This is a genomic window from Tropicibacter oceani (genome assembly GCF_029958925.1).
Classification (GTDB): Bacteria; Pseudomonadota; Alphaproteobacteria; order Rhodobacterales; family Rhodobacteraceae; genus Pacificoceanicola; species Pacificoceanicola oceani.
Genome location: NZ_CP124616.1, coordinates 1,052,457 through 1,071,372, shown reverse-complemented (window position 1 = coordinate 1,071,372; position 18,916 = coordinate 1,052,457). Strand labels below are relative to the sequence as shown.

Below are 18,916 nucleotides of genomic sequence, written 5' to 3'. Positions count from 1 at the left end.
CGAATCATGGGTTTTGAACAGGCAGGCAACTGCGCGCTGGACGTCAGCCAACCGATCACGCCGCAGGTTTACCGCATCCTACGCGAGGCGATCATCCAGGGGCGTCTGCAACCGGGCAACCGCATTTCCGAATCGGAAATCGCGCGCAGCTGTGACGTCAGCCGCCAACCCGTGCGCGAGGCCTTCATCAAGCTGGCCGGCCAGGGCCTGCTGGCGGTTCTGCCCCAGCGCGGCACCATCGTGTCGCGGATCGACTATCGCGCGGTGCTGGACGCGCGTTTTCTGCGCGAGGCGATCGAGGCCGATATCGTCGCCATCCTGTGCCGCAGCCCCGACCCCGCCCTGATCGCCGATCTGCGCCACCAGCTGTCCCTGCAGCGCGCCGCCAAGGAACCGACCGAATTCATCGCCCTGGACGAAAGGTTCCACCGGACCCTGGCCGAGGGCGCGGGCAAAGGCGGGGCCTGGCGGCTGATCGAAGGGCTGAAATCCCAGATGGACCGCGTGCGGTTCCTGTCGCTGGGCCAGTTCCCCGTCGACAAGCTGATCGACCAGCACCGGGCCCTGGTCGACCGCATCGAAGAGGGCGCCCCGCAGCCCGCCGATGCGGCGATCCGCACCCACCTGCGCGAAATTCTGGGCGACCTGCCCACGGTCGTCGGGGCCCATCCAACGTTTTTCGACCTGCCGGACGGGGAAATCCCCACGCCGGTCAATGCACCCATCCAAGGAGGAGAGGACAGATGATCAACTGGAAACTGCCCGCAATCGCCGCAACCGTCGCGACCCTGCTGGCCGCGCCGCTGGCCGCGCAGGACATGACGCTGAAGCTGGGACACCTGGCAAACGAGGATAACCCCTGGCACAAGGCCAGCGTCAAGTTCGCCGAGGAACTGTCGGCGCTGACCGAAGGCCGCATCGCCGTCGAGGTTTTCCCCAACGAAAGCCTGGGCAAGGAAATCGACCTGATCAACGGCATGCAGCTGGGCACGGTCGACATGACCATCACCGGCGAAAGCCTGCAGAACTGGGCCCCCATGGCCGCCCTGCTGGCCGTGCCCTATGCCTACAAATCGCTTGAGCATATGGACGCAGTCGCCAGCGGCGAGATCGGCGACCAGATCAAGGCGCAGATCATCGAAAAGGTCCAGATCCGCCCCATCGCCCACTTTGCCCGTGGCCCTCGCAACCTGACCTCGAACCGGCCGATCACCTCGCCGGATGATCTGGCCGGGTTGAAGATGCGCGTGCCGAACGTGCCGCTGTTCATCGACGTCTGGAAGGCGCTTGGCGCGAACCCCGGTCCGATGGCGTTTTCCGAGGTCTTCACCTCGCTGCAGAACGGCACCATCGAAGCCCAGGAAAACCCGCTGGCGCTGATCCGCTCGGCCTCGTTCAACGAAGTGCAAAGCCATGTGAACATGACCGAACACGTGCGGTCGTGGATCTATCTGACCATCGCGGAAAGCACCTGGGCCAAGCTGTCCGAGCCCGATCAGGCCGCCGTGATGGAGGCCGCCGCCCGCGCCCAGGCCCATGAGCGCGAGCTGTTCACCGCCTCGATCGCCGATGACCGCGCCTATCTGGAAGAGAAGGGCATGACCTTTGTCGAGGTCGATGGCGCCGCCTTCCAGGCCAAGGCCAAGGACGCCGTCCTTGCCAATGTCAGCGACGAGATCAAGCCCATCGTCGAAGGCCTGTTCGCGCAGTGATGCGCGCCATGCCGGCCTGACGATACCCGGCGCCGCAACGCTCCCGCGGCGCCGGTTTTGCTTTGCCCATTCTGCACATCATCAACGGAGGCGCCGGTGACGCGCTCGGAAAAACTGATCAGGGGCCTGACCTTTGCGGCCCGCCTTGGCACAGGGCTGTCCTTTGCGGTGCTGATTGCCGCCGTGCTGATCCAGGTGGTGGGCCGCTTTGTCGGCAATTCGCCCGTCTGGACCGAAGAGCTGACCCGCTTTGCCCTGCTGTTCACCGTTGCCTTTGGCGCCGGGCTGTCGTTCCGCACGGGCGACCTGGTCAACGTGGACGTGATCTGCGAATCGCTGCCCGGCAGGGCGCCCCTGATGCTGCGCCTGCTGGCCGCCGTGGTGACCGCCGGGCTGGCGCTGTACCTGCTGCCGCATGCCTGGAAATACGTGTCCATCGGCAAGATGCAGACCTCGCCCGCGCTGGGGCTTCGCATGGATGGCGTGCATTTCACCGTTTACCTGATGCTGGCGCTGCTGGCGGTCTTTGGACTGCTGCGGGTGATCGGCATCCTGACGGGCGCCGAAGACGGCAAGCCCGTGAAATCCGAAGAGGACTAGGGCCATGGACGTCACCATCCTTTTCACCGTCTTCATTCTGGGCCTTGTGCTGGGCATTCCCGTCGCCGTGACGCTGGGCCTGTCGTCGCTGGCCTATATCATCGCCGCCGGCCTGCCCCCGGTGGTCATGCCGCAAAAGATCTATGCGGGCATGGACGTCTTTGTGCTGCTGTCGATCCCCGGCTTTATCCTGGCCGGGAACCTGATGAACCGCGGCGGCATCACCGAACGCATCATCCGCTTTGCCAATTCGCTGGTTGGTTGGGTGCGCGGCGGGCTGGGCCTGACCAATATCGCCGCCTCGATGCTGTTCGGCGGGATCACCGGCACCGCCGTGGCCGATGCCGCCAGCATTGGCGGCGTGATGATCCCCGGCATGAAAAAGGCGGGCTATCCGGCCGATTTCAGCGCCGCCGTCACCGCCGCAAGTTCGACCGTGGGGCCGATCATCCCGCCATCGGTGCCAATGATCATCGTCGGGGCGCTGTCGGGCATTTCGGTCGGACAGATGTTCCTGGCCGGGGCCATTCCCGGCATCCTGATGGGGCTGGCGATGATGGTGACCTGCTACATCATCTCGCGCCGCCGCAATTTCCCCCGTCAGGACTGGCAGGGCTTTTCCGAGGTCGGGCGGTCCTTTGCCGGGGCGATCTGGGCGCTGGCGATGACCTTCCTGATCATCTACGGGCTGCTGTCCGGCCTTGCGACCCCCACGGAAACCGCCGTGGTCGCATCGGTCTATGCCTTTTTCGTCGGCGCCTTCATCTATCGCGAACTGCCGCTGCGGGCGGTGCCGGGCATCGTCATCGACAGCGCCATTTCAGCCTCGGGCATCTTGGCGCTGGTCGGTTTCGCCAATGTCTTTGGCTGGATCCTGGTATCTGAACGCATCCCCCAGGCCATCGCGGCAGGTGTGCTGAGCCTGACCGAAAACAAGTACCTGGTGATCCTGATCATCAACATCCTGCTGCTGTTCGTCGGCATGTTCATGGAAACGATCGCCGCGTTGATCATCCTGTTCGTGCCGCTTTTGTCGCTGGCCACCGCTGTCGGGATCGAACCGCTGCACTTTGCCACCTTTGCCGTGCTGAACCTGATGATCGGGCTGACCACGCCGCCGGTCGGCGTCTGCCTGTTTGTCTGCGCCGGGATCGCGCGGCTGCCGCTGGCGCCGGTGGTGCGGGCGATTTTGCCGTTTCTTCTGACGAATATCTTGGTGCTTTTGGCCGTGTCCTATATCCCGGCGCTGGCCACCTGGCTGCCGTCCCTTTTGATCGACTGAGGAAGTCCCATGGAAACCCGCATCTGCCGCCTGCATGACAAACACGACATCCGCATCGAAACCATGCCCGTCGAGCCCGCCAAGGCGGGCGAGGCGCTGGTCGCCATCGGCGCGGGCGGGATCTGTGGGTCGGACCTGCATTACTATCACGACGGCGGCTTTGGCCCGATCCGGGTCAAGGAACCGATCATCCTGGGCCACGAGGCGGCAGGCACCGTCGTTGCCGTGGGCGCAGGCGTGACCGAGGTGAAGGAGGGCGACCGGGTCGCCATCAACCCGTCGCGCCCCTGCATGGAGTGCGAATACTGCCTGAAGGGCATGACCACGCACTGCCTGAGCATGCGGTTTCGCGGCTCGGCCATGCGATTTCCGCATGAACAGGGGCTGTTCCGCGATCGCATCATCGTCGAGGCGCAGCAATGCGTTCCGGTCGGTGATGCGGACATGAGCGCGGCGGCTTGTTCGGAACCGCTGGCGGTCTGCCTGCACGCGCGCCACATGGCGGGCGATCTGCTGGGCAAACGGGTGCTGGTGACAGGCGCCGGGCCGATTGGCGCGCTGTGCACCGCCGTCGCGGCGCAGGCGGGCGCGGCCGAGATCGTCACGACCGATTTGCAGGACATGCCGCTGTCGGTGGCCAAACGGATGGGCGCGACGCGGACCATCAACATGATCACCGAAGGCGAGGCCATGGCCGCCTATGCCGAGGGCAAGGGGTACTTTGACGTAGTGCTGGAATGCTCGGGCGCGGCGCCGGCCATCGCGGGCGCCATCGCGGCGCTGCGGCCGCAGGGGCGGCTGGTGCAGGTCGGGATCGGCGGCGAAACTCCGGTGCCGCTGAACGCCATCGTCGGCAAGGAAATCACCTATCAGGGCACGCAGCGCTTTCGCCACGTCGAGTTCCACGAGGCGGTGCGCCTGATCCGCACCGGCGGGCTGGACGTGACCCCGATGGTCACGGGCCAATTTGCGCTGGAGGATGCGGTCAAGGCCTTTGACACCGCCGGGGATCGCGCCCGGGCCGTCAAGGTGCACCTGACCTTTGCCGCCTGAGCCCCGCGCGCCCCGGACGTGATCCGGGGCCTTGCGCCATCCAAGCCCAGAGGTCCCGGGTCAAGCCCGGGACAGCGGCAGCAGAAATCCATGAGCCAAGACGCAAAAAAACCCGGGCGCGAACGCCCGGGCAGTTTTTCCATTGGCTAACAGGAAGGAGACTTAGCCCTTGGAGAATTCGGGATAGGCTTCCATGCCCAGTTCCGACATGTCGAGGCCGTTGATCTCGTCTTCTTCGGAAACCCGGATACCCACGGTTGCCTTGAGGATGAACCAGAAGATGCCCGAGGTGATGAAGACAAAGGCGCCGATGGCAACGATGCCCATGATCTGCGTGCCGAACGAGGTGTCCGCGGTGTAGAACGGAACCGCCAGGGTGCCCCAGATGCCGGCCAGCAGGTGAACCGGGATGGCGCCGACGACGTCGTCGATCTTGAGCTTGTCCAGCATCGGCACTGCAAAGACCACGATGGCACCACCGATTGCACCGATCCAGAGCGCACCAAACAGCGACGGATCAAGCGGGCCTGCGGTGATCGACACCAGACCGGCAAGCGCGCCGTTCAGGGTCATCGTCAGGTCGGGCTTCTTGTACATGAACTGGGTCAGCAGCAGGGCCGCGATGGCACCGGCAGCGGCGGCCATGTTGGTGTTGGCAAAGATGCGCGACACGTCGGTCACATCACCCACGGTGCCCATCGCCAGCTGCGAGCCACCGTTGAAGCCGAACCAACCCAGCCACAGGATGAACGTACCCAGGGTTGCCAGCGCAAGGTTGGAACCGGGCATCGGGATGGTGCGGCCATCCTTGTACTTGCCGATACGCGGGCCAAGGATCAGGGCACCTGCGAGGGCTGCAAAGCCACCAGCCGCGTGCACCAGGGTCGAGCCTGCGAAGTCAGAGAAGCCTGCCTCGGACAACCAGCCACCGCCCCACTGCCAGGACGCTTCGATCGGGTAGATGAAGCCGGTCAGCACGACGACAAAGGCAAGGAAGGGCCACAGCTTGATGCGCTCGGCCAGGGTGCCGGAGACGATCGACGCGGTGGTGGCGCAGAACATCAGCTGAAAGAAGAAGTCGGAACCAGCCGAGGCATAGTCCAGCGCGGCGGCGTCAGCGCCAAGGCCAACGGGCTCAAGCGAGGTGATGGCAAAGAACGGGCCAAGCCAGCCTTCGACCAGCCATTCGGCGGGGTACATGATGCCGAAACCGACCAGCCAGTACATGATCGCGGCGATCGAAAACAGCGCGATGTTCTTGGTCAGCTGCATGGTCACGTTCTTGGAACGGACAAGGCCTGCTTCGAGCATGGCAAAGCCAGCGGCCATCCAGAAGACCAGAAAGCCCCCGATCAGGAACAGCAGCGTGGTAAAGATATAGGGGTTGATGTCGGGCGCCGCGGCGGCATCTTGCGCCGAACCCAGCGTGGGCAGGGCCACAAGCAGGGCGGCGGGCGCGAGTGTTTTCAGAAACTTCATTTTTCGGATGTCCTCTGTTCGTATCGGCGACGCGTTACAGCGCGTCTGCGTCGGTTTCGCCGGTGCGCACCCGCACGGCCTGCTGCACGTCGAGCACGAAAATCTTGCCATCGCCGATCTTGCCGGTCTGGGCTGTGGTCTTGATGGTCTCGACCACCTGGTCGGCCATTGCGGCGCCCACGACGATTTCCAGTTTGATCTTCGGTACAAAGTTCACGGCGTATTCCGCGCCACGATAGATTTCGGTATGGCCGGACTGAGAGCCGAAGCCCTTGATTTCCGTTACCATCATGCCGCGTACGCCGATCCCGGTGAGCGCCTCGCGCACCTCTTCGAGCTTGAACGGCTTGATCGTTGCAATGATCAGTTTCACCTTGGTCCCTTTCGCTGTGGCAGAGCAGTTGCCTGCGTTATGCACATGCAGAAAGACCACCAGAGCCCTTCAGGGAAAGGAGTCGCGGCCCTGTGAGGGGGCATTTTCCAATTGTTAAGCCTATTTTTTGTGCGCCACACCAAAATCGCCTAAATTTTAATCTGTTCGCAAAGCATTATTCCGCTCATAGGCAGTCAACATTGCTGCGCATTCGCGATAGTCTGCGCATAACGAGGACAAAGAACCCGGGCAGTATTCATGAGTGATTCACGTCGTAGGCCGAAACGGCTTGTCGCCGACAGGCGCTATCCCAAAAAGGCGGCCACCGAGGCCCCGGCCAAGAAACCCGCGCCCAAGCGCCGCAAGACAGCCACGCCGCGCAAACGGCGCAATCCGGTCGTCGCGCTGGTGCTGGGGCTGTTTGGCTGGATCTTCGGGCTGATCTGGAAAATCACGCTGTCGGTCGGGGTGATCGCCGGGCTGGTGCTGGCGGCGATGATCTTCAACGTGCAATCCGGCCTGCCCGAAGCCTCGGCCATGCTGGACGGACGGGCCAAGGGCTCGGTCACGCTGCTGGACAATCGCGGCGCGATCTTTGCCCTGCGCGGCGACCAGTTCGGCGGGGTCGTCACCGCGCAAAGCGTGTCGCCCCACCTGAAGAACGCGGTCGTCGCCACCGAGGACAAACGCTTTTACCAGCATTTCGGCCTGTCGCCGCGCGGCATTGCCGGGGCGATGCGGATCAACATGTCCGAAGGCCGTTCTGCCCTGTCCGGGCACGGCGGGTCGACCATCACCCAGCAAACCGCGAAACTGCTGTGCCTTGGCGTCGAATTCGACCCGACCCAGTGGAAGAACGAAGCCGAATACGTCAACGACTGCCGCCGGTCGTCGCTGCGCCGCAAGGCCGAAGAGGCGATCTTTGCCATGGCGATGGAGTGGAAATACTCCAAGGACGAAATCCTGTCGATCTACCTGAACCGCGCCTACATGGGCGGTGGCGCCTATGGCGCCGAGGCGGCCGCGCAGGGCTATTTCGGCAAACCCGCCGCGGCGCTGAACCCCGCCGAGGCGGCGATGCTGGCCGGTCTTCTGACCGCGCCGTCGTCGCTGGCCCCCACCGCGAACCTGGCCCGCAGTCAGGCCCGCGCCGCCACCGTGCTGCGCCTGATGAACGAACAGGGCTATCTGAGCGACAAGGACGCCGCCTATTACCAGGCCAACCCGGCGGTGCTGTCGGACCAGGCCGGCAACCTGCGCGGCGGCTATTTCGCCGATTGGGTCATGCAGTCGGGCCCCGAATTCTTTACCCGCGACACCACCGAGGACGTGCTGATCCAGACCACGCTGGACCAGCGCATCCAGAAGGCCACCGCCGAGGCGGTGAACCAGGTCATGTCGAAACTGCGAGAAGGGTCGAAGGCCGAGGTCGCCGTGGTGGTCATGTCTGCCGACGGCGCGGTGCGCGCGATGATCGGCGGGCGCGACACCGATGCCAGCGGGGTGTTCAACCGGGCCAGCCAGGCGGTGCGTCAAACCGGATCGGCCTTCAAGCCCTTTGTCTATGCCACCGCGCTGGAGCTGGGCTATTCGCCGCTGGACACGGTGGTCGACGAACCCTTTTGCATGAACATCCCCGGTTCGGGCCAGTGGTGCCCCGAGAACTACACCAAGAACTACCAGGGCCGCGTCACCCTGACCGAAGCGTTGAAACGGTCGCTGAACATCCCGGCAATCAAGGTTTCGGAATCCGTTGGCCGCGATCTGGTGATGAAGGTCGCCCGCGATTTCGGCATCGTGCGCGATCTGCATGACACCCCTGCGATGGCGCTTGGCACCTCCGAGGCGACATTGCTTGAAATGTCGGGCGCCTATGCGGGCATCCTGAACGGCGGGTCGTCGGTCACGCCCTACGGGCTGGTGGAACTGCGCCTGAAGGGCGAGTCCGAACCGCTGATGGGCACCGGGGGCGGCATGGGCGAAAGGGTGATCCAACCCTCGGCCGCGCGGCAACTGATCTGGATGATGGAAAAGGTCGTGACCGAAGGATCCGGCACGCGGGCCAGGCTGCCCGACCGCGAGGCAGCAGGCAAGACCGGCACCAGCCAGGAGGCCCGCGATGCCTGGTTCATCGGCTTCACCGCCGACTATGTGACCGGCGTGTGGATGGGCTATGACGACAACACGCCGCTGACCGGCGTGACCGGGGGCGGACTGCCGGCGGAAATCTGGCACGAGGTCATGGTGCGGGTGAACGACGGGCTGCCGGTCAACCCGCTGCCGATGCAGGCCCCGGAAGCCCCGCAGGTCGCGCCGCAGCCCGCGCCGCAACCGGCACCGGACAGCGTGCAGACCGTGCCGCAAGGCGGCCGCGACCGGGTGCGCGACGGGGTGGCCGAAACCGTGCTGCAACAACTGCTGCGCGACATCCTTGGCGGCGGCAACTGACGAAAAAGGGCGGGGTACACCCCCGCCCTATCGTGCCTTTTATCCTGCTTTTGCACCCGGCCCTGGGGCGGGGCTGCGCCCCGCTTTGGGGCCGGAAACCGGACCCTAGCCGGCCTTGCGCAGGTCCGCGATCATCGCGTCGATATCGCCGCGGCGCTTGTCCAGCATGGCACCGATCTCGGTCCGTTCGGTCAGCAGCATGTTCACCCCTTCCAGATAGAGGTTGTAGAACTTGCCGCTGTTTTGTCCGACAAAGAACACCACCTCGAACGGCGCCTGATTGCGCAGGATCATCGTTCCGGTCACCTGGTAGGCGTTCTTGACCGACTTCGAGCTGTTCACCTCGATCTTGCCGCCGATGAATTCGCGGAACCGCTTGCCATACTTGCGCGAGATGTAGCCGGTGAAGGCATCGGTAAAGGCCTTTTTCTGCGCCGAGGTGGCCCGGCGGCCATCGACGCCCAGCGCCGTGGCCGCGATGGTCGGCAGGTCGGCGTAGCGTTTGAAGATGCCTTCAAAGTCGCGGATCATCGAGGCTTCGGATTTGCCCGAGCTGATGACCCGGTTGATGTCGGCCACCAGCTTGTCGACCAGCGCCTCGGCCTGGGCGGCGGTGGCGGCCTGCGCGGCGCGCGGCCAGGGGGCCACGGTGGCGGTCAGGGTGGCCAGCCCCCCCAGGATGAAACTGCGGCGTGTTGCGTTGATCGGTTTCATCAGAAACCCTCCGTATCAATGGCTTCGGGGTCGACAAAGCTGGCATCCGTGCCGGCGGTGCCATCCAGTTCGAACCGACGATTCTGCAAGTATATCAGGCGCAGTTGCGCATAGGAATCGGCGCTGTCGTGCAGCACGCTGTCATAGGTATCCGCATGGCGCCCGCGGCTGCCCAGCTTGTCAAAATAGGTCGCCACCGTGCCCAGATAGCGTTCGGGGCGCGGCACGATGTAATCCAGCGGATTGGTGAAATAATCGACGAACTGGCCGATGGCGTCGCGCTCTGTCGACGGACCAAGAACCGGCAGTTCGACATAGCCGCCCTCGGGGGCGCCCCAGACATGCAGAGTTTCGCCAAAGTCGGTGCCATCCTCGGGCAGGCCCAGATCGGTGGCCACATCGGCCAGCCCGGCAAAGCCCAGCGTCGCGTTGATGGTAAAGCGCAGGGCGTTCTGCGTCGCGCGCCCCGGTCGCCCCTGCAGGATCTGGTTCACCACGTAGCGCGGCGTCGCCACCGTATCGGCAAAGTTCGAGATGCTGTCCTGCACGCCCTCGGGCACACCGCCGGCGATCCCTGCCCCGGCGCCGCGCACCAGCACCTTGTCCAGGCGCTGGTTGAAACCGTGGACCTGGCGGTTCTCGGCCTCGTTCGGGTCGTGGATGCCATCGGGGGCCTCGCCGGGCCCGGGCACAGAACAGCCCGCCGCCAGCAACAGGCCAACCCCAGCAATAATCACACGAACATGACGCATCTTCGGACCGCTTTCTTCAAATCCCTTGGGAAACCTGACAAGGTTTCCTAAAAGCCTATCTAATTTCTTTTGCCCGGACACCCAATGCAGGCACCGTGTTTCAGGCATCTTGTGACACAATGGCGACATGGATCAATGCCCCTGACCTTGCCACAGATTAAAGCGGGCTACAAAAATACAAGGCAGACATCCGCTGATGCAAAACGATAGTTTCGAAAAAGGGCTGGAAGAATTGCGCGCAGCCCGGCGCAAGAACCGCCCCTATTTCTGGTTTGCCGGTATTTTCAGCTTTTTCGTCAACATGTTGATGCTGACGGGGCCGCTGTACATGCTGCAGGTCTATGACCGCGTGCTTGGGTCGCGCTCCGAGGCGACGCTGATCGCGCTGTCGGTGCTGGTGGTGTTTCTGTATTCCATGATGGGCATCCTCGACTATGTGCGCGGGCGCGTCATGGGGCGGGTGGCGGCGCGGTTCCAGGCCGCCCTGGATCTGCGGGTTTTCGACGCGGTATTGCGCCGGTCGACGGTGCAGAACGATGCGCTGGCCCGCACCGGGGTGCGCGATCTGGAATCGGTGCAGCGGTTCATGTCCTCGCCGGTGCTGATGTCCTTTTTCGACATGCCCTGGACGCCGGTCTTCATCCTGGCGATCATGGTCTTTCACCCCTGGCTGGGCTACCTGGCGCTGTTCGGTGGCGCGGTTTTGATCTTTGTCACGCTGATCAACCAGATCATGACTCGCGCGCCTTCGCTGAAATCGGGCATGACCTCTTTGACCGCCGAACGCACCGCCGAACAGATCCGGTCCGAGGCCGAGTTGGTCACCGCCCTTGGCATGCGCAACGATGCCTTTCTGCGCTGGCTGACCGCGCGCGGAGAGGCGCTACGCGCGCATATCAGCGCAACCGACCTGACCGGCACCTTTTCCACCACGACCAAGACGTTCCGGATGCTGCTGCAATCGGCGATGCTGGGTCTTGGCGCCTACCTGGTGCTGCAGGGCGAACTGACCCCGGGCGCGATGATCGCCGGGTCGATCCTGATGGGCCGCGCGCTGGCGCCGATCGAACTGGCCATCGGGCAATGGCCGATGGTGCAGCAGGCGCGCAAGGGCTGGAACAACCTGGCCCAGCTGCTGACCGAAGTCCCGATCGAACCTGCGCGCACCCAGTTGCCCCGCCCCGCCGCCAAACTTGAGGCGCAGCAGGTCACCGTCGTGCCCCCCGGCGAACAGCAGGCGGCGCTGCGCATGGTCAGTTTCGCGCTCAGCCCCGGCCAGGCGCTGGGGGTCATCGGCCCCTCGGGGTCGGGGAAATCGACCCTGGCGCGTGTGGTGACCGGTGTCTGGAAACCCGCCGGCGGCAAGATGCGGCTGGATGGCGCGACGCTGGACCAATATGGCGCCGACGTTCTGGGCCAGCACATCGGTTACCTGCCGCAGCGCGTCACGCTGTTCGACGGCACGATCGCCGAAAACATCGCGCGGATGTCGCAGCAGCCCGATTCCCAGAAGGTCGTCGAAGCCGCGCAAAAGGCCGATGCCCACGAGATGATCCTAAAACTGCCGCAGGGCTATGACACGCAGGTCACCGCCACCGGCGGCCGGCTGTCGGGCGGCCAGATGCAGCGCATCGGCCTTGCCCGGGCGATGTATGGCGACCCCGTCCTGCTGGTCCTGGATGAACCGAACTCGAACCTCGACAACGAAGGATCAGAGGCCGTGAACAAGGCGATCAAGGCCTTCAAGGCCGAAGGCAAGTCGGTGATGATCATGGCCCACCGCCCCGCCGCCATCAAGGAATGCGACCTTTTGCTGATGCTCGAAGGCGGCAACCGCGTGGCCTTTGGCCCCAAGGAGGAGGTGCTGAAGAAGATGGTGCAGAACCACCAGCAGATCCAGCAAAGCACCGGACAGGGGGGCGTGCGATGAGCGCCGAAAAGACATTTCCGATGCGCGGGCCGATGGTGCTGGGGCTTTTGGCCCTTCTGGTGCTGGTCGGCGGTTTCGGCACCTGGGCGGCCACGACGCAGATTTCCGGGGCCATCGTTGCCTCGGGGCAGATCACGGTGGATCAGAACCGTCAGGTCGTCCAGCACCCCGATGGCGGGGTCGTGTCGGCGATCCTGGTGCAAGAGGGCGATACCGTCGCCGCCGGGGACACCCTGCTGCGGCTGGACCCAAGCGTTCTGCAATCAAAGCTGACCATCATCGAAGGCCAGTATTTCGAACTGATGGCCCGGCGCGGACGGCTGCAGGCCGAACGCGACGACGCCGCCGAAATCCACTTTGCCGACGAGGTCCTGGAACGCGCCGAAACCGACCCCGAGGTCGCCGAACTGGTGGGCGGTCAGCGCAACCTGTTCAACGCGCGCCGCGATTCCATCGCCCGCGAGATCGAGCAGCTGGGCAAACGCGCCGACCAGATCCAGGATCAGGTCAAGGGTATCGAGGCCCAGCAAGAGGCGCTGGCCGAGCAGCTTGCCCTGATCGAAGAGGAACTGACCAGCCAGCAGAAACTGCTGGCCGACGGGCTGACCCAGGCCAGCCGCGTGCTGGCCCTGCAACGCGAGGAATCGCGCCTGTTGGGCAGCGCCGGCGAATTGACCGCGCAAAAGGCGCAGGCGCAGGGGCGGATCACCGAGATCGACATCCAGATCCTGTCGCTGGAAACCCAGCGCCGCGAAGAGGCGATCACCACCCTGCGCGATCTGCAATCGAGCGAACGCGAACTGGCCGAACAGCGCCGCGCGCTGATCGAACAGCTGAGCCGCATGGAAATCACCGCCCCTGTCGGCGGCGTGGTCTATGGCATGACGGTCTTTACGCCGCGCTCGGTCATCCGGCCCGCCGATGCGCTGCTGTATCTTGTCCCGCAGGACCGGCCACTGGTGATTTCCGCCCGGGTCGAACCGATCCACATCGACCAGTTGTTCGTGCAGCAGGACGTGTCCTTGCGCTTTTCCTCGCTGGATCAGCGCAGCACGCCGGAACTGTTCGGGCGGGTCGTGCAGATTTCGGCGGATGCCTTTCAGGACGAGGCCACGCAGATCAGCTATTACCGCGCCGAGATCAAGCTGAACGAAGGCGAGATGGAGCGCCTGCCCGAAGGCGCGGCGCTGATCCCCGGCATGCCGGTCGAGGCTTATATCCGCACCGCCGACCGCACGCCGCTGGCCTATCTGGTGAAACCCTTCACCGATTATTTCGCCAAGGCCTTTCGCGAAAGCTGATCGCAGGCGGGGCGGTCTGCGCCATTCGCCGGATTTTCGCCGACACCAGGCGGCGGGGGGTATTTCCAAATGCCTCCCGTCGCTCTAGCGTCGCGGCAAATGCGAAAGGAAATGCCATGACCAATGCCATCGAAACGCGGCTTGCCGAACTGGGCCTGACCCTGCCCGAGGCCCCGGCCCCGGCGGCCAACTATGTGCCCTATGTCCAGGTGGGCAACACGCTGTACGTGTCGGGGCAGATCAGCATGGCCAATGGCGCGCTGATCTGCGGCAAGCTGGGCGATGACATGGACGTGGCGGCCGGCGCCGCAGCGGCGAAAAGCTGTGCGCTCAGCCTGTTGGCGCAGGTCCGGGCGGCCTGTGGCGGCGATCTGTCCCGGCTGAAACGGGTGATCAAGCTGACCGGCTTTGTCAATTCGACCGGCGATTTCACCGACCAGCCCAAGGTGATCAACGGCGCCTCGGACACCATGGTCGAGGTGCTGGGCGAGGCCGGGCGGCATTCGCGGTCTGCGGTGTCGGCGGCATCCCTGCCGCTGGGCGTCGCGGTCGAGATCGAAGGCATCTTCGAGATCGCCTGATGCCGACCCTGCCCCAGTCCCTTCTGGACCGCCCCATCGCGCACCGCGCCTATCATGATGCCCACGCCGGGCGGCCCGAAAATTCCCGGGCCGCGATCGTGGCCGCAATCGAGGCGGGCTATGGCATCGAGATGGACCTGCAACTGTCCAGCGATGGCCAGGCCATGGTGTTTCACGACTATGACCTGAAACGCCTGACCGTCGCCAAGGGCGCCATCCGCCAGCGCACGGCGGCCGAACTGGGCACGATCACCCTGCGCTACAGCGACGAAACCGTGCCCTCGCTGGTCGAGGTGCTGGACCTTGTGGCCGGCCGCGTGCCGCTGCTGATCGAGCTGAAGGACCAGGACGGCGCCATGGGGCCGAACGTCGGCCCGCTGGAAGAGGCAACCGCTGCCGCGCTGAAACCCTATCAGGGCGAGGTGGCGCTGATGTCCTTCAACCCGCATTCGGCCCGGCGCATGGCGGAATTGGCCCCTGACCGCCCGCGCGGCATCACCACCTGCAGCTATAGCGCCAAGGACTGGCTGATGCTGAACAAGGCGACACGCGACCGCCTGCGCGCCATCCCCGATTTCGACAGCGTTCCGGCGGATTTCATCAGCCACAAGCACAAGGCCCTGAACGCCCCGCGCGTGCAGGAACTGAGGGCGCGCGGCGTGCCGATCCTGTGCTGGACCATCCGGTCGCCCACCGAAGAGGCCGCCGCGCGGCTGATCGCGGACAATGTGACATTCGAGGGTTACGTCGCTTGATCGCCCGGGCGAAAGGGCCAAATGTAAGTCAAGATGACTGACCAGAGCCAGCCCGCCACGATCACCGTCAATGTCCTGACCTCGCTGTCGCAGATCGCGGCCAGCGACTGGGATGCCTGCGCCTGCCCCGAGGCCGCGGACGGCGGCCGCCCGGTCGATCCCTTTACCACGTATCGCTTTCTCAAGGCACTGGAGGACAGCGGTTCGGTCGGGCCGCGTACAGGGTGGGAGCCGCGCTATCTGGTGGCCGAACGCGACGGGGTGCCGATTGCCTGCGCGCCGCTTTATGCCAAGGGTCACAGCCAGGGCGAATACATCTTTGATCACAACTGGGCGCATGCCTGGGAACGCGCGGGCGGGCATTACTACCCTAAGCTGCAGATCGCGGTGCCCTTTACCCCCGCAACCGGGCGGCGTTTCCTGACCCGCCCCGGAGAAGAGGCGACAGGCATTTCCGCCCTGACCCAAGGTGCCATCGAATTCGCCGTGCAGAACGATCTGTCGTCGCTGCACATCACCTTTTGCACCGAAGACGAGGTCAAGGCCGGGGTACAGATGGGCCTGTTGCCGCGCCGCACCCAGCAGTTCCACTGGCTGAACGACGGCTACGCCAGCTTTGACGATTTCCTTGCCTCGCTCAGCTCGCGCAAGCGCAAGAACATTCGCAAGGAACGCGCGCAGGCGCAGGGCTTTGGCGGGACGATCCGCACCCTGACCGGGGATGCCATTCGGCCCGAACACTGGGATGCCTTCTGGACGTTCTACCAGGACACCGGGGCGCGCAAATGGGGCACGCCCTACCTGACGCGCAAGTTTTTCGAGATCGCGCATGATACCCTGCGGGGCGACATCGCCCTGGTGCTGTGTGAACGCGATGGTTTGCCCGTGGCAGGGGCCTTGAATTTCATCGGGCGCGATGTGCTGTTCGGGCGCTATTGGGGCTGTATCGAGGATCATCCCTGCCTGCACTTTGAAACGTGCTATTATCAGGCCATCGACTATGCCATCGCGCAGGGCCTGGCCCGGGTCGAGGCTGGCGCTCAGGGCGAACACAAGCTGGCGCGCGGCTATCTGCCCGCGCCGACGCATTCGCTGCACTGGATTTCGGACAAGGGGTTTTCCGACGCCGTGGCCCGCTATCTGGAAGGCGAACGCGCGGCGGTTGACGAAGACATCGAGATTCTCACGGCCTACGGGCCATTTCGAAAATCCGCCCAGGAGGAACAGCCATGACCGAAAAACTGTCGGACACCGCCCGCAAGACCGTGCTGCAGCCGCTGCTGGACAATGGCTGGACTGTGACGCCGGGGCGCGATGCGATTTCCAAGACCTATGTCTTTGCCGATTTCACCGAGGCCTTTGCCTGGATGACCCGCGCGGCGCTATGGGCGGAAAAATGGGACCATCACCCGGAATGGTCGAATGTCTACAAGACGGTCGAGGTGACGCTGACCACCCATGACGTCGGTGGGCTGTCGGCGCTGGACGCCAAGCTGGCGCGCAAGATGGACAGCCTGTGACGCAAACGAAAGGGGCGGCACAACGGCCGCCCCCCTGGTGTATTCAGATCGCGGCCAGCAGCGCTTCGCCGCCCGAGGTTTCGCAGACGCCGGGGTTTTCCTCGGCGTGCAGCACCACCACCTTGCCGTCATCGACCAGCATCGCATAACGCTTGGACCGATCGATCAGGCCGGCGGGCGGCGCCGAGAATTCCATGCCGACGGCCTTGGTGAATTCGGCCTCGGGGTCACCCAGCATGGTGATGCCGGCAGCGGTCGCGCCGGTCGATTCGCCCCAGGCGCCCATGACGAAGGGATCGTTGACGGACAGGCAGATCACCTCGTCCACGCCCTTGTCGGCAAACGCGTCGCGGGTGCGCATGAAGCTGGGGACATGCGCGGTGGTGCAGGTGCCGGTATAGGCCCCGGGAAGGGCAAAGATCACCACTTTGCGTCCCTTGGTAATGGTATCGAGCGCTACTTGCTCGGGCCCGTTTTCGCCCATCCGGGCCAAGGTGGCCCCGGGCAGTGTATCGCCTGCTTTGATCGTCATGGGTCGTACATCCCTGTAATTGCGTTTCCCTGAGTAGCGACTATAGGCTTTGCGGGACAAAGGGAAAGCGGGAGAGTGCAAAATGGCAGGTGTCGTCGTGATAGGGGCAGGACAGGCCTCAGCCACAGTGGTGGCCCGTCTGCGCAGCAAGGGATACGAAGGGGCGATCACCGTGATCGGCGACGAACCGGTGGTGCCCTATCAGCGCCCGCCGCTGTCCAAGGCCTATCTGCTGGGCGACATGGATCTGGAACGGTTGTACCTGCGCCCGCAAAGCTATTACGCCGACCAGAACATCGATCTGATGACCGGCGTGACCGTCAGCGCGATTGACCGCGCCGCCAAGACCGTGACCGCCGGGGATGCGGTGATTGCCTATGACGATCTGGTGCTGTGCACCGGGTCCTCCCCGCGCCGCTTGCCTGCCTCTGTCGGCGGCGATCTGGGCGGGGTTTTCGTGGTGCGCACGCTGGCTGATGTGGACGCCATGGCGCCGCGTTTCGTGGCAGGCGCGCGGGTGTTGATCGTCGGCGGCGGTTACATCGGGCTGGAGGCGGCGGCCGTGGCGGCCAAGCTGGGGCTCAAGGTCACGCTGGTCGAAGCGGCCGAGCGCATCCTGCAACGGGTCGCCGCGCCGCAGACCTCGGATTACTTTCGCGCCTTGCACAAGGGGCATGGGGTCGACTTGCGCGAAGGGGTCGGGCTGGCGCGGCTGACCGGTCAGGATCATGTCACCGGGGCGGAGCTGGCCGATGGCAGCATGCTGGAGGTGGATTTCGTGATCGTCGGCGTCGGGATCGTGCCGACCAGCGATCTGGCGGATGCAGCCGGCCTGACGATCGACAATGGCATCAAGGTGGATGCGCAGGGGCGTACCTCGGACCCGCATGTCTGGGCGGCGGGCGATTGCGCCAGTTTCCCTGTCGGCGGCGCCCAGATGCGGCTGGAAAGCGTCGGCAATGCCATCGACATGGGCGAACTGGTGGCCGACAACATCATGGGCGCGGGCCTGTCCTATGCGCCCAAGCCGTGGTTCTGGTCGGATCAATACGACGTCAAACTGCAGATCGCGGGGCTGAACAGCGGCTATGACAAGATCGTCGTGCGCGATGGCGGCAGTGGCGCGCAGTCGCATTGGTATTATGCCGGGGACAGGTTGCTGGCGATTGACGCGATGAACGACAGCCGCGCCTATATGGTGGGCAAACGCCTGATCGAAAGCGGCAAAAGCGCGGATGCGGCGGCGGTGGCCGACCCGGCGACCGACCTCAAGGCGCTGTTGAAAGCGTGAGGATCATCGCCGGAGAATTTCGCGGGCGGCGTCTGGCCGCTGTCGGCAAGGGCGATCCCGGGGCGCATCTGCGCCCGACCACCGACCGCGTGCGCGAGGCGCTGTTCAACATGCTGGACGGCGGACGCTTTGGCGCGCCTTTCGATGGCACGCGGGTGCTGGACCTGTTTGCCGGCACCGGCGCGCTGGGGCTGGAGGCGCTGTCGCGCGGGGCCGCGTTTGTGACTTTCGTGGAAAAGGGGCGTGTGGGGCAGCAGTTGATCCGCGAAAACCTGAAGATTTTGGACTGTGCGGACCGAGCGCGGCTGATCGGGGCGGATGCGCTGCGGTTGCCGAGGGCCGAGGCGCAGGCGGACCTGGTGTTTCTTGATCCGCCCTATGGCAAGGGAATGGGGGAAAAGGCGCTGACTGCGGCCCGGGCGGCAGGCTGGATTGCGCCCGAGGCCTTGATCGTGTGGGAAGAAAGCGCGCCGCAGGTCGCGCCAGAAGGGTTCGCCTTGCTGGAGCACCGTAAGTATGGCGACACCACCGTGACCCTGCTGGAGGCGGTTTGATCTGAATGCGCGGGCCTAGCGGCCCGCACAGGTGTTTCA

The 18,916-nt window shown here is 64.6% G+C and carries 19 protein-coding genes; 14 read left to right on the top strand and 5 right to left on the bottom strand.

Annotated elements, in window-relative coordinates:
- The first annotated feature begins 6 nt into the window (after positions 1-6).
- The 5 genes from QF118_RS05100 to QF118_RS05080 all read left to right on the top strand — a co-directional run bounded on the left by QF118_RS05100 (position 7) and on the right by QF118_RS05080 (position 4,647).
- Positions 7-747, top strand: coding sequence for a GntR family transcriptional regulator (locus tag QF118_RS05100; RefSeq protein ID WP_282301564.1), 741 nt, complete (start codon positions 7-9; stop codon positions 745-747).
- Complete coding sequence (locus QF118_RS05095) at positions 744-1,712, top strand: TRAP transporter substrate-binding protein (RefSeq protein ID WP_282301563.1); 969 nt, start codon at positions 744-746, stop codon at positions 1,710-1,712. The genes QF118_RS05100 and QF118_RS05095 overlap by 4 nt, the downstream gene beginning before the upstream one ends.
- Positions 1,713-1,808: 96 nt before the next feature.
- Positions 1,809-2,312, top strand: coding sequence for a TRAP transporter small permease (locus QF118_RS05090; protein ID WP_282301562.1), 504 nt, complete (start codon positions 1,809-1,811; stop codon positions 2,310-2,312).
- Positions 2,313-2,316: 4 nt separating this feature from the next.
- On the top strand, positions 2,317-3,594 hold the full coding sequence (locus tag QF118_RS05085; RefSeq protein ID WP_282301561.1) for a TRAP transporter large permease: 1,278 nt from the start codon (positions 2,317-2,319) through the stop codon (positions 3,592-3,594).
- A gap of 9 nt (positions 3,595-3,603) precedes the next feature.
- A complete protein-coding gene (locus QF118_RS05080; RefSeq protein ID WP_282301560.1) occupies positions 3,604-4,647 on the top strand; it encodes an L-idonate 5-dehydrogenase in 1,044 nt (347 codons plus the stop codon).
- Positions 4,648-4,809: 162 nt separating this feature from the next.
- On the opposite strand, the gene QF118_RS05075 is transcribed toward QF118_RS05080, so the two are convergent.
- Positions 4,810-6,126 carry an ammonium transporter gene (locus tag QF118_RS05075; RefSeq protein WP_282301559.1) on the bottom strand — a complete coding sequence of 439 codons (1,317 nt, stop codon included), beginning with the start codon at positions 6,124-6,126 and terminating at the stop codon, positions 4,810-4,812.
- Positions 6,127-6,160: 34 nt separating this feature from the next.
- Positions 6,161-6,499 carry a P-II family nitrogen regulator gene (locus QF118_RS05070; protein WP_005855408.1) on the bottom strand — a complete coding sequence of 113 codons (339 nt, stop codon included), beginning with the start codon at positions 6,497-6,499 and terminating at the stop codon, positions 6,161-6,163.
- A gap of 258 nt (positions 6,500-6,757) precedes the next feature.
- On the opposite strand from QF118_RS05070, the gene QF118_RS05065 reads away from it, so the two are divergent.
- Positions 6,758-8,947 (top strand): transglycosylase domain-containing protein, encoded by a 2,190-nt coding sequence (locus tag QF118_RS05065; protein WP_282301558.1) that lies wholly within the window; start codon positions 6,758-6,760, stop codon positions 8,945-8,947.
- A gap of 105 nt (positions 8,948-9,052) precedes the next feature.
- Here the strand turns inward: QF118_RS05065 and QF118_RS05060 are convergent, their stop codons facing one another.
- Both QF118_RS05060 and QF118_RS05055 read right to left on the bottom strand, forming a co-directional pair.
- On the bottom strand, positions 9,053-9,661 hold the full coding sequence (locus QF118_RS05060) for an MlaC/ttg2D family ABC transporter substrate-binding protein (protein WP_282301557.1): 609 nt from the start codon (positions 9,659-9,661) through the stop codon (positions 9,053-9,055).
- Entirely contained in the window at positions 9,661-10,413 is a 753-nt protein-coding gene (locus QF118_RS05055) for an MlaA family lipoprotein (protein ID WP_282301556.1), read from the bottom strand. The genes QF118_RS05060 and QF118_RS05055 overlap by 1 nt, the downstream gene beginning before the upstream one ends.
- 196 nt (positions 10,414-10,609) lie before the next feature.
- Between QF118_RS05055 and QF118_RS05050 the strand changes: the two genes are divergently transcribed.
- The 6 genes from QF118_RS05050 to QF118_RS05025 all read left to right on the top strand — a co-directional run bounded on the left by QF118_RS05050 (position 10,610) and on the right by QF118_RS05025 (position 16,500).
- On the top strand, positions 10,610-12,343 hold the full coding sequence (locus QF118_RS05050) for a type I secretion system permease/ATPase (protein WP_282301555.1): 1,734 nt from the start codon (positions 10,610-10,612) through the stop codon (positions 12,341-12,343).
- Positions 12,340-13,644 carry an HlyD family type I secretion periplasmic adaptor subunit gene (locus tag QF118_RS05045; protein ID WP_282301554.1) on the top strand — a complete coding sequence of 435 codons (1,305 nt, stop codon included), beginning with the start codon at positions 12,340-12,342 and terminating at the stop codon, positions 13,642-13,644. Before QF118_RS05050 ends, QF118_RS05045 begins: the two co-directional genes overlap by 4 nt.
- Before the next feature lie 116 nt (positions 13,645-13,760).
- Positions 13,761-14,225: a RidA family protein gene (locus QF118_RS05040; protein WP_282301553.1), complete on the top strand. Its 465-nt coding sequence runs from the start codon at positions 13,761-13,763 to the stop codon at positions 14,223-14,225.
- A complete protein-coding gene (locus QF118_RS05035) occupies positions 14,222-14,980 on the top strand; it encodes a glycerophosphodiester phosphodiesterase family protein (RefSeq protein ID WP_282302411.1) in 759 nt (252 codons plus the stop codon). The genes QF118_RS05040 and QF118_RS05035 overlap by 4 nt, the downstream gene beginning before the upstream one ends.
- A gap of 33 nt (positions 14,981-15,013) precedes the next feature.
- Complete coding sequence (locus QF118_RS05030; RefSeq protein ID WP_282301552.1) at positions 15,014-16,213, top strand: GNAT family N-acetyltransferase; 1,200 nt, start codon at positions 15,014-15,016, stop codon at positions 16,211-16,213.
- Positions 16,210-16,500 carry a 4a-hydroxytetrahydrobiopterin dehydratase gene (locus tag QF118_RS05025; RefSeq protein WP_282301551.1) on the top strand — a complete coding sequence of 97 codons (291 nt, stop codon included), beginning with the start codon at positions 16,210-16,212 and terminating at the stop codon, positions 16,498-16,500. Before QF118_RS05030 ends, QF118_RS05025 begins: the two co-directional genes overlap by 4 nt.
- A gap of 43 nt (positions 16,501-16,543) precedes the next feature.
- Here QF118_RS05025 and QF118_RS05020 read toward each other — a convergent pair whose 3' ends face one another.
- Positions 16,544-17,032, bottom strand: a complete 489-nt coding sequence (locus QF118_RS05020; protein ID WP_282301550.1) for a peroxiredoxin — start codon at positions 17,030-17,032, stop codon at positions 16,544-16,546.
- A gap of 82 nt (positions 17,033-17,114) precedes the next feature.
- Here QF118_RS05020 and QF118_RS05015 point away from each other — a divergent pair, with 82 nt between their 5' ends.
- Together QF118_RS05015 and rsmD are read left to right on the top strand one after the other, a co-directional pair.
- Positions 17,115-18,323 (top strand): NAD(P)/FAD-dependent oxidoreductase, encoded by a 1,209-nt coding sequence (locus tag QF118_RS05015; protein WP_282301549.1) that lies wholly within the window; start codon positions 17,115-17,117, stop codon positions 18,321-18,323.
- Complete coding sequence (gene rsmD / locus QF118_RS05010; protein WP_282301548.1) at positions 18,320-18,877, top strand: 16S rRNA (guanine(966)-N(2))-methyltransferase RsmD; 558 nt, start codon at positions 18,320-18,322, stop codon at positions 18,875-18,877. Before QF118_RS05015 ends, rsmD begins: the two co-directional genes overlap by 4 nt.
- The last annotated feature ends 39 nt before the right edge of the window (positions 18,878-18,916 follow it).

Coding starts and splice junctions, on each gene's coding strand:
- QF118_RS05050 (WP_282301555.1), top strand. CDS start 10,610: ATGCAAAACGATAGTTTCGAAAAAGGGCTGGAAGAATTGCGCGCAGCC.
- QF118_RS05015 (WP_282301549.1), top strand. CDS start 17,115: ATGGCAGGTGTCGTCGTGATAGGGGCAGGACAGGCCTCAGCCACAGTG.
- QF118_RS05040 (WP_282301553.1), top strand. CDS start 13,761: ATGACCAATGCCATCGAAACGCGGCTTGCCGAACTGGGCCTGACCCTG.
- QF118_RS05020 (WP_282301550.1), bottom strand. CDS start 17,032: ATGACGATCAAAGCAGGCGATACACTGCCCGGGGCCACCTTGGCCCGG.
- QF118_RS05085 (WP_282301561.1), top strand. CDS start 2,317: ATGGACGTCACCATCCTTTTCACCGTCTTCATTCTGGGCCTTGTGCTG.
- QF118_RS05060 (WP_282301557.1), bottom strand. CDS start 9,661: ATGAAACCGATCAACGCAACACGCCGCAGTTTCATCCTGGGGGGGCTG.
- QF118_RS05045 (WP_282301554.1), top strand. CDS start 12,340: ATGAGCGCCGAAAAGACATTTCCGATGCGCGGGCCGATGGTGCTGGGG.
- QF118_RS05030 (WP_282301552.1), top strand. CDS start 15,014: ATGACTGACCAGAGCCAGCCCGCCACGATCACCGTCAATGTCCTGACC.
- QF118_RS05080 (WP_282301560.1), top strand. CDS start 3,604: ATGGAAACCCGCATCTGCCGCCTGCATGACAAACACGACATCCGCATC.
- QF118_RS05075 (WP_282301559.1), bottom strand. CDS start 6,126: ATGAAGTTTCTGAAAACACTCGCGCCCGCCGCCCTGCTTGTGGCCCTG.
- QF118_RS05095 (WP_282301563.1), top strand. CDS start 744: ATGATCAACTGGAAACTGCCCGCAATCGCCGCAACCGTCGCGACCCTG.
- QF118_RS05065 (WP_282301558.1), top strand. CDS start 6,758: ATGAGTGATTCACGTCGTAGGCCGAAACGGCTTGTCGCCGACAGGCGC.
- QF118_RS05055 (WP_282301556.1), bottom strand. CDS start 10,413: ATGCGTCATGTTCGTGTGATTATTGCTGGGGTTGGCCTGTTGCTGGCG.
- QF118_RS05025 (WP_282301551.1), top strand. CDS start 16,210: ATGACCGAAAAACTGTCGGACACCGCCCGCAAGACCGTGCTGCAGCCG.
- QF118_RS05100 (WP_282301564.1), top strand. CDS start 7: ATGGGTTTTGAACAGGCAGGCAACTGCGCGCTGGACGTCAGCCAACCG.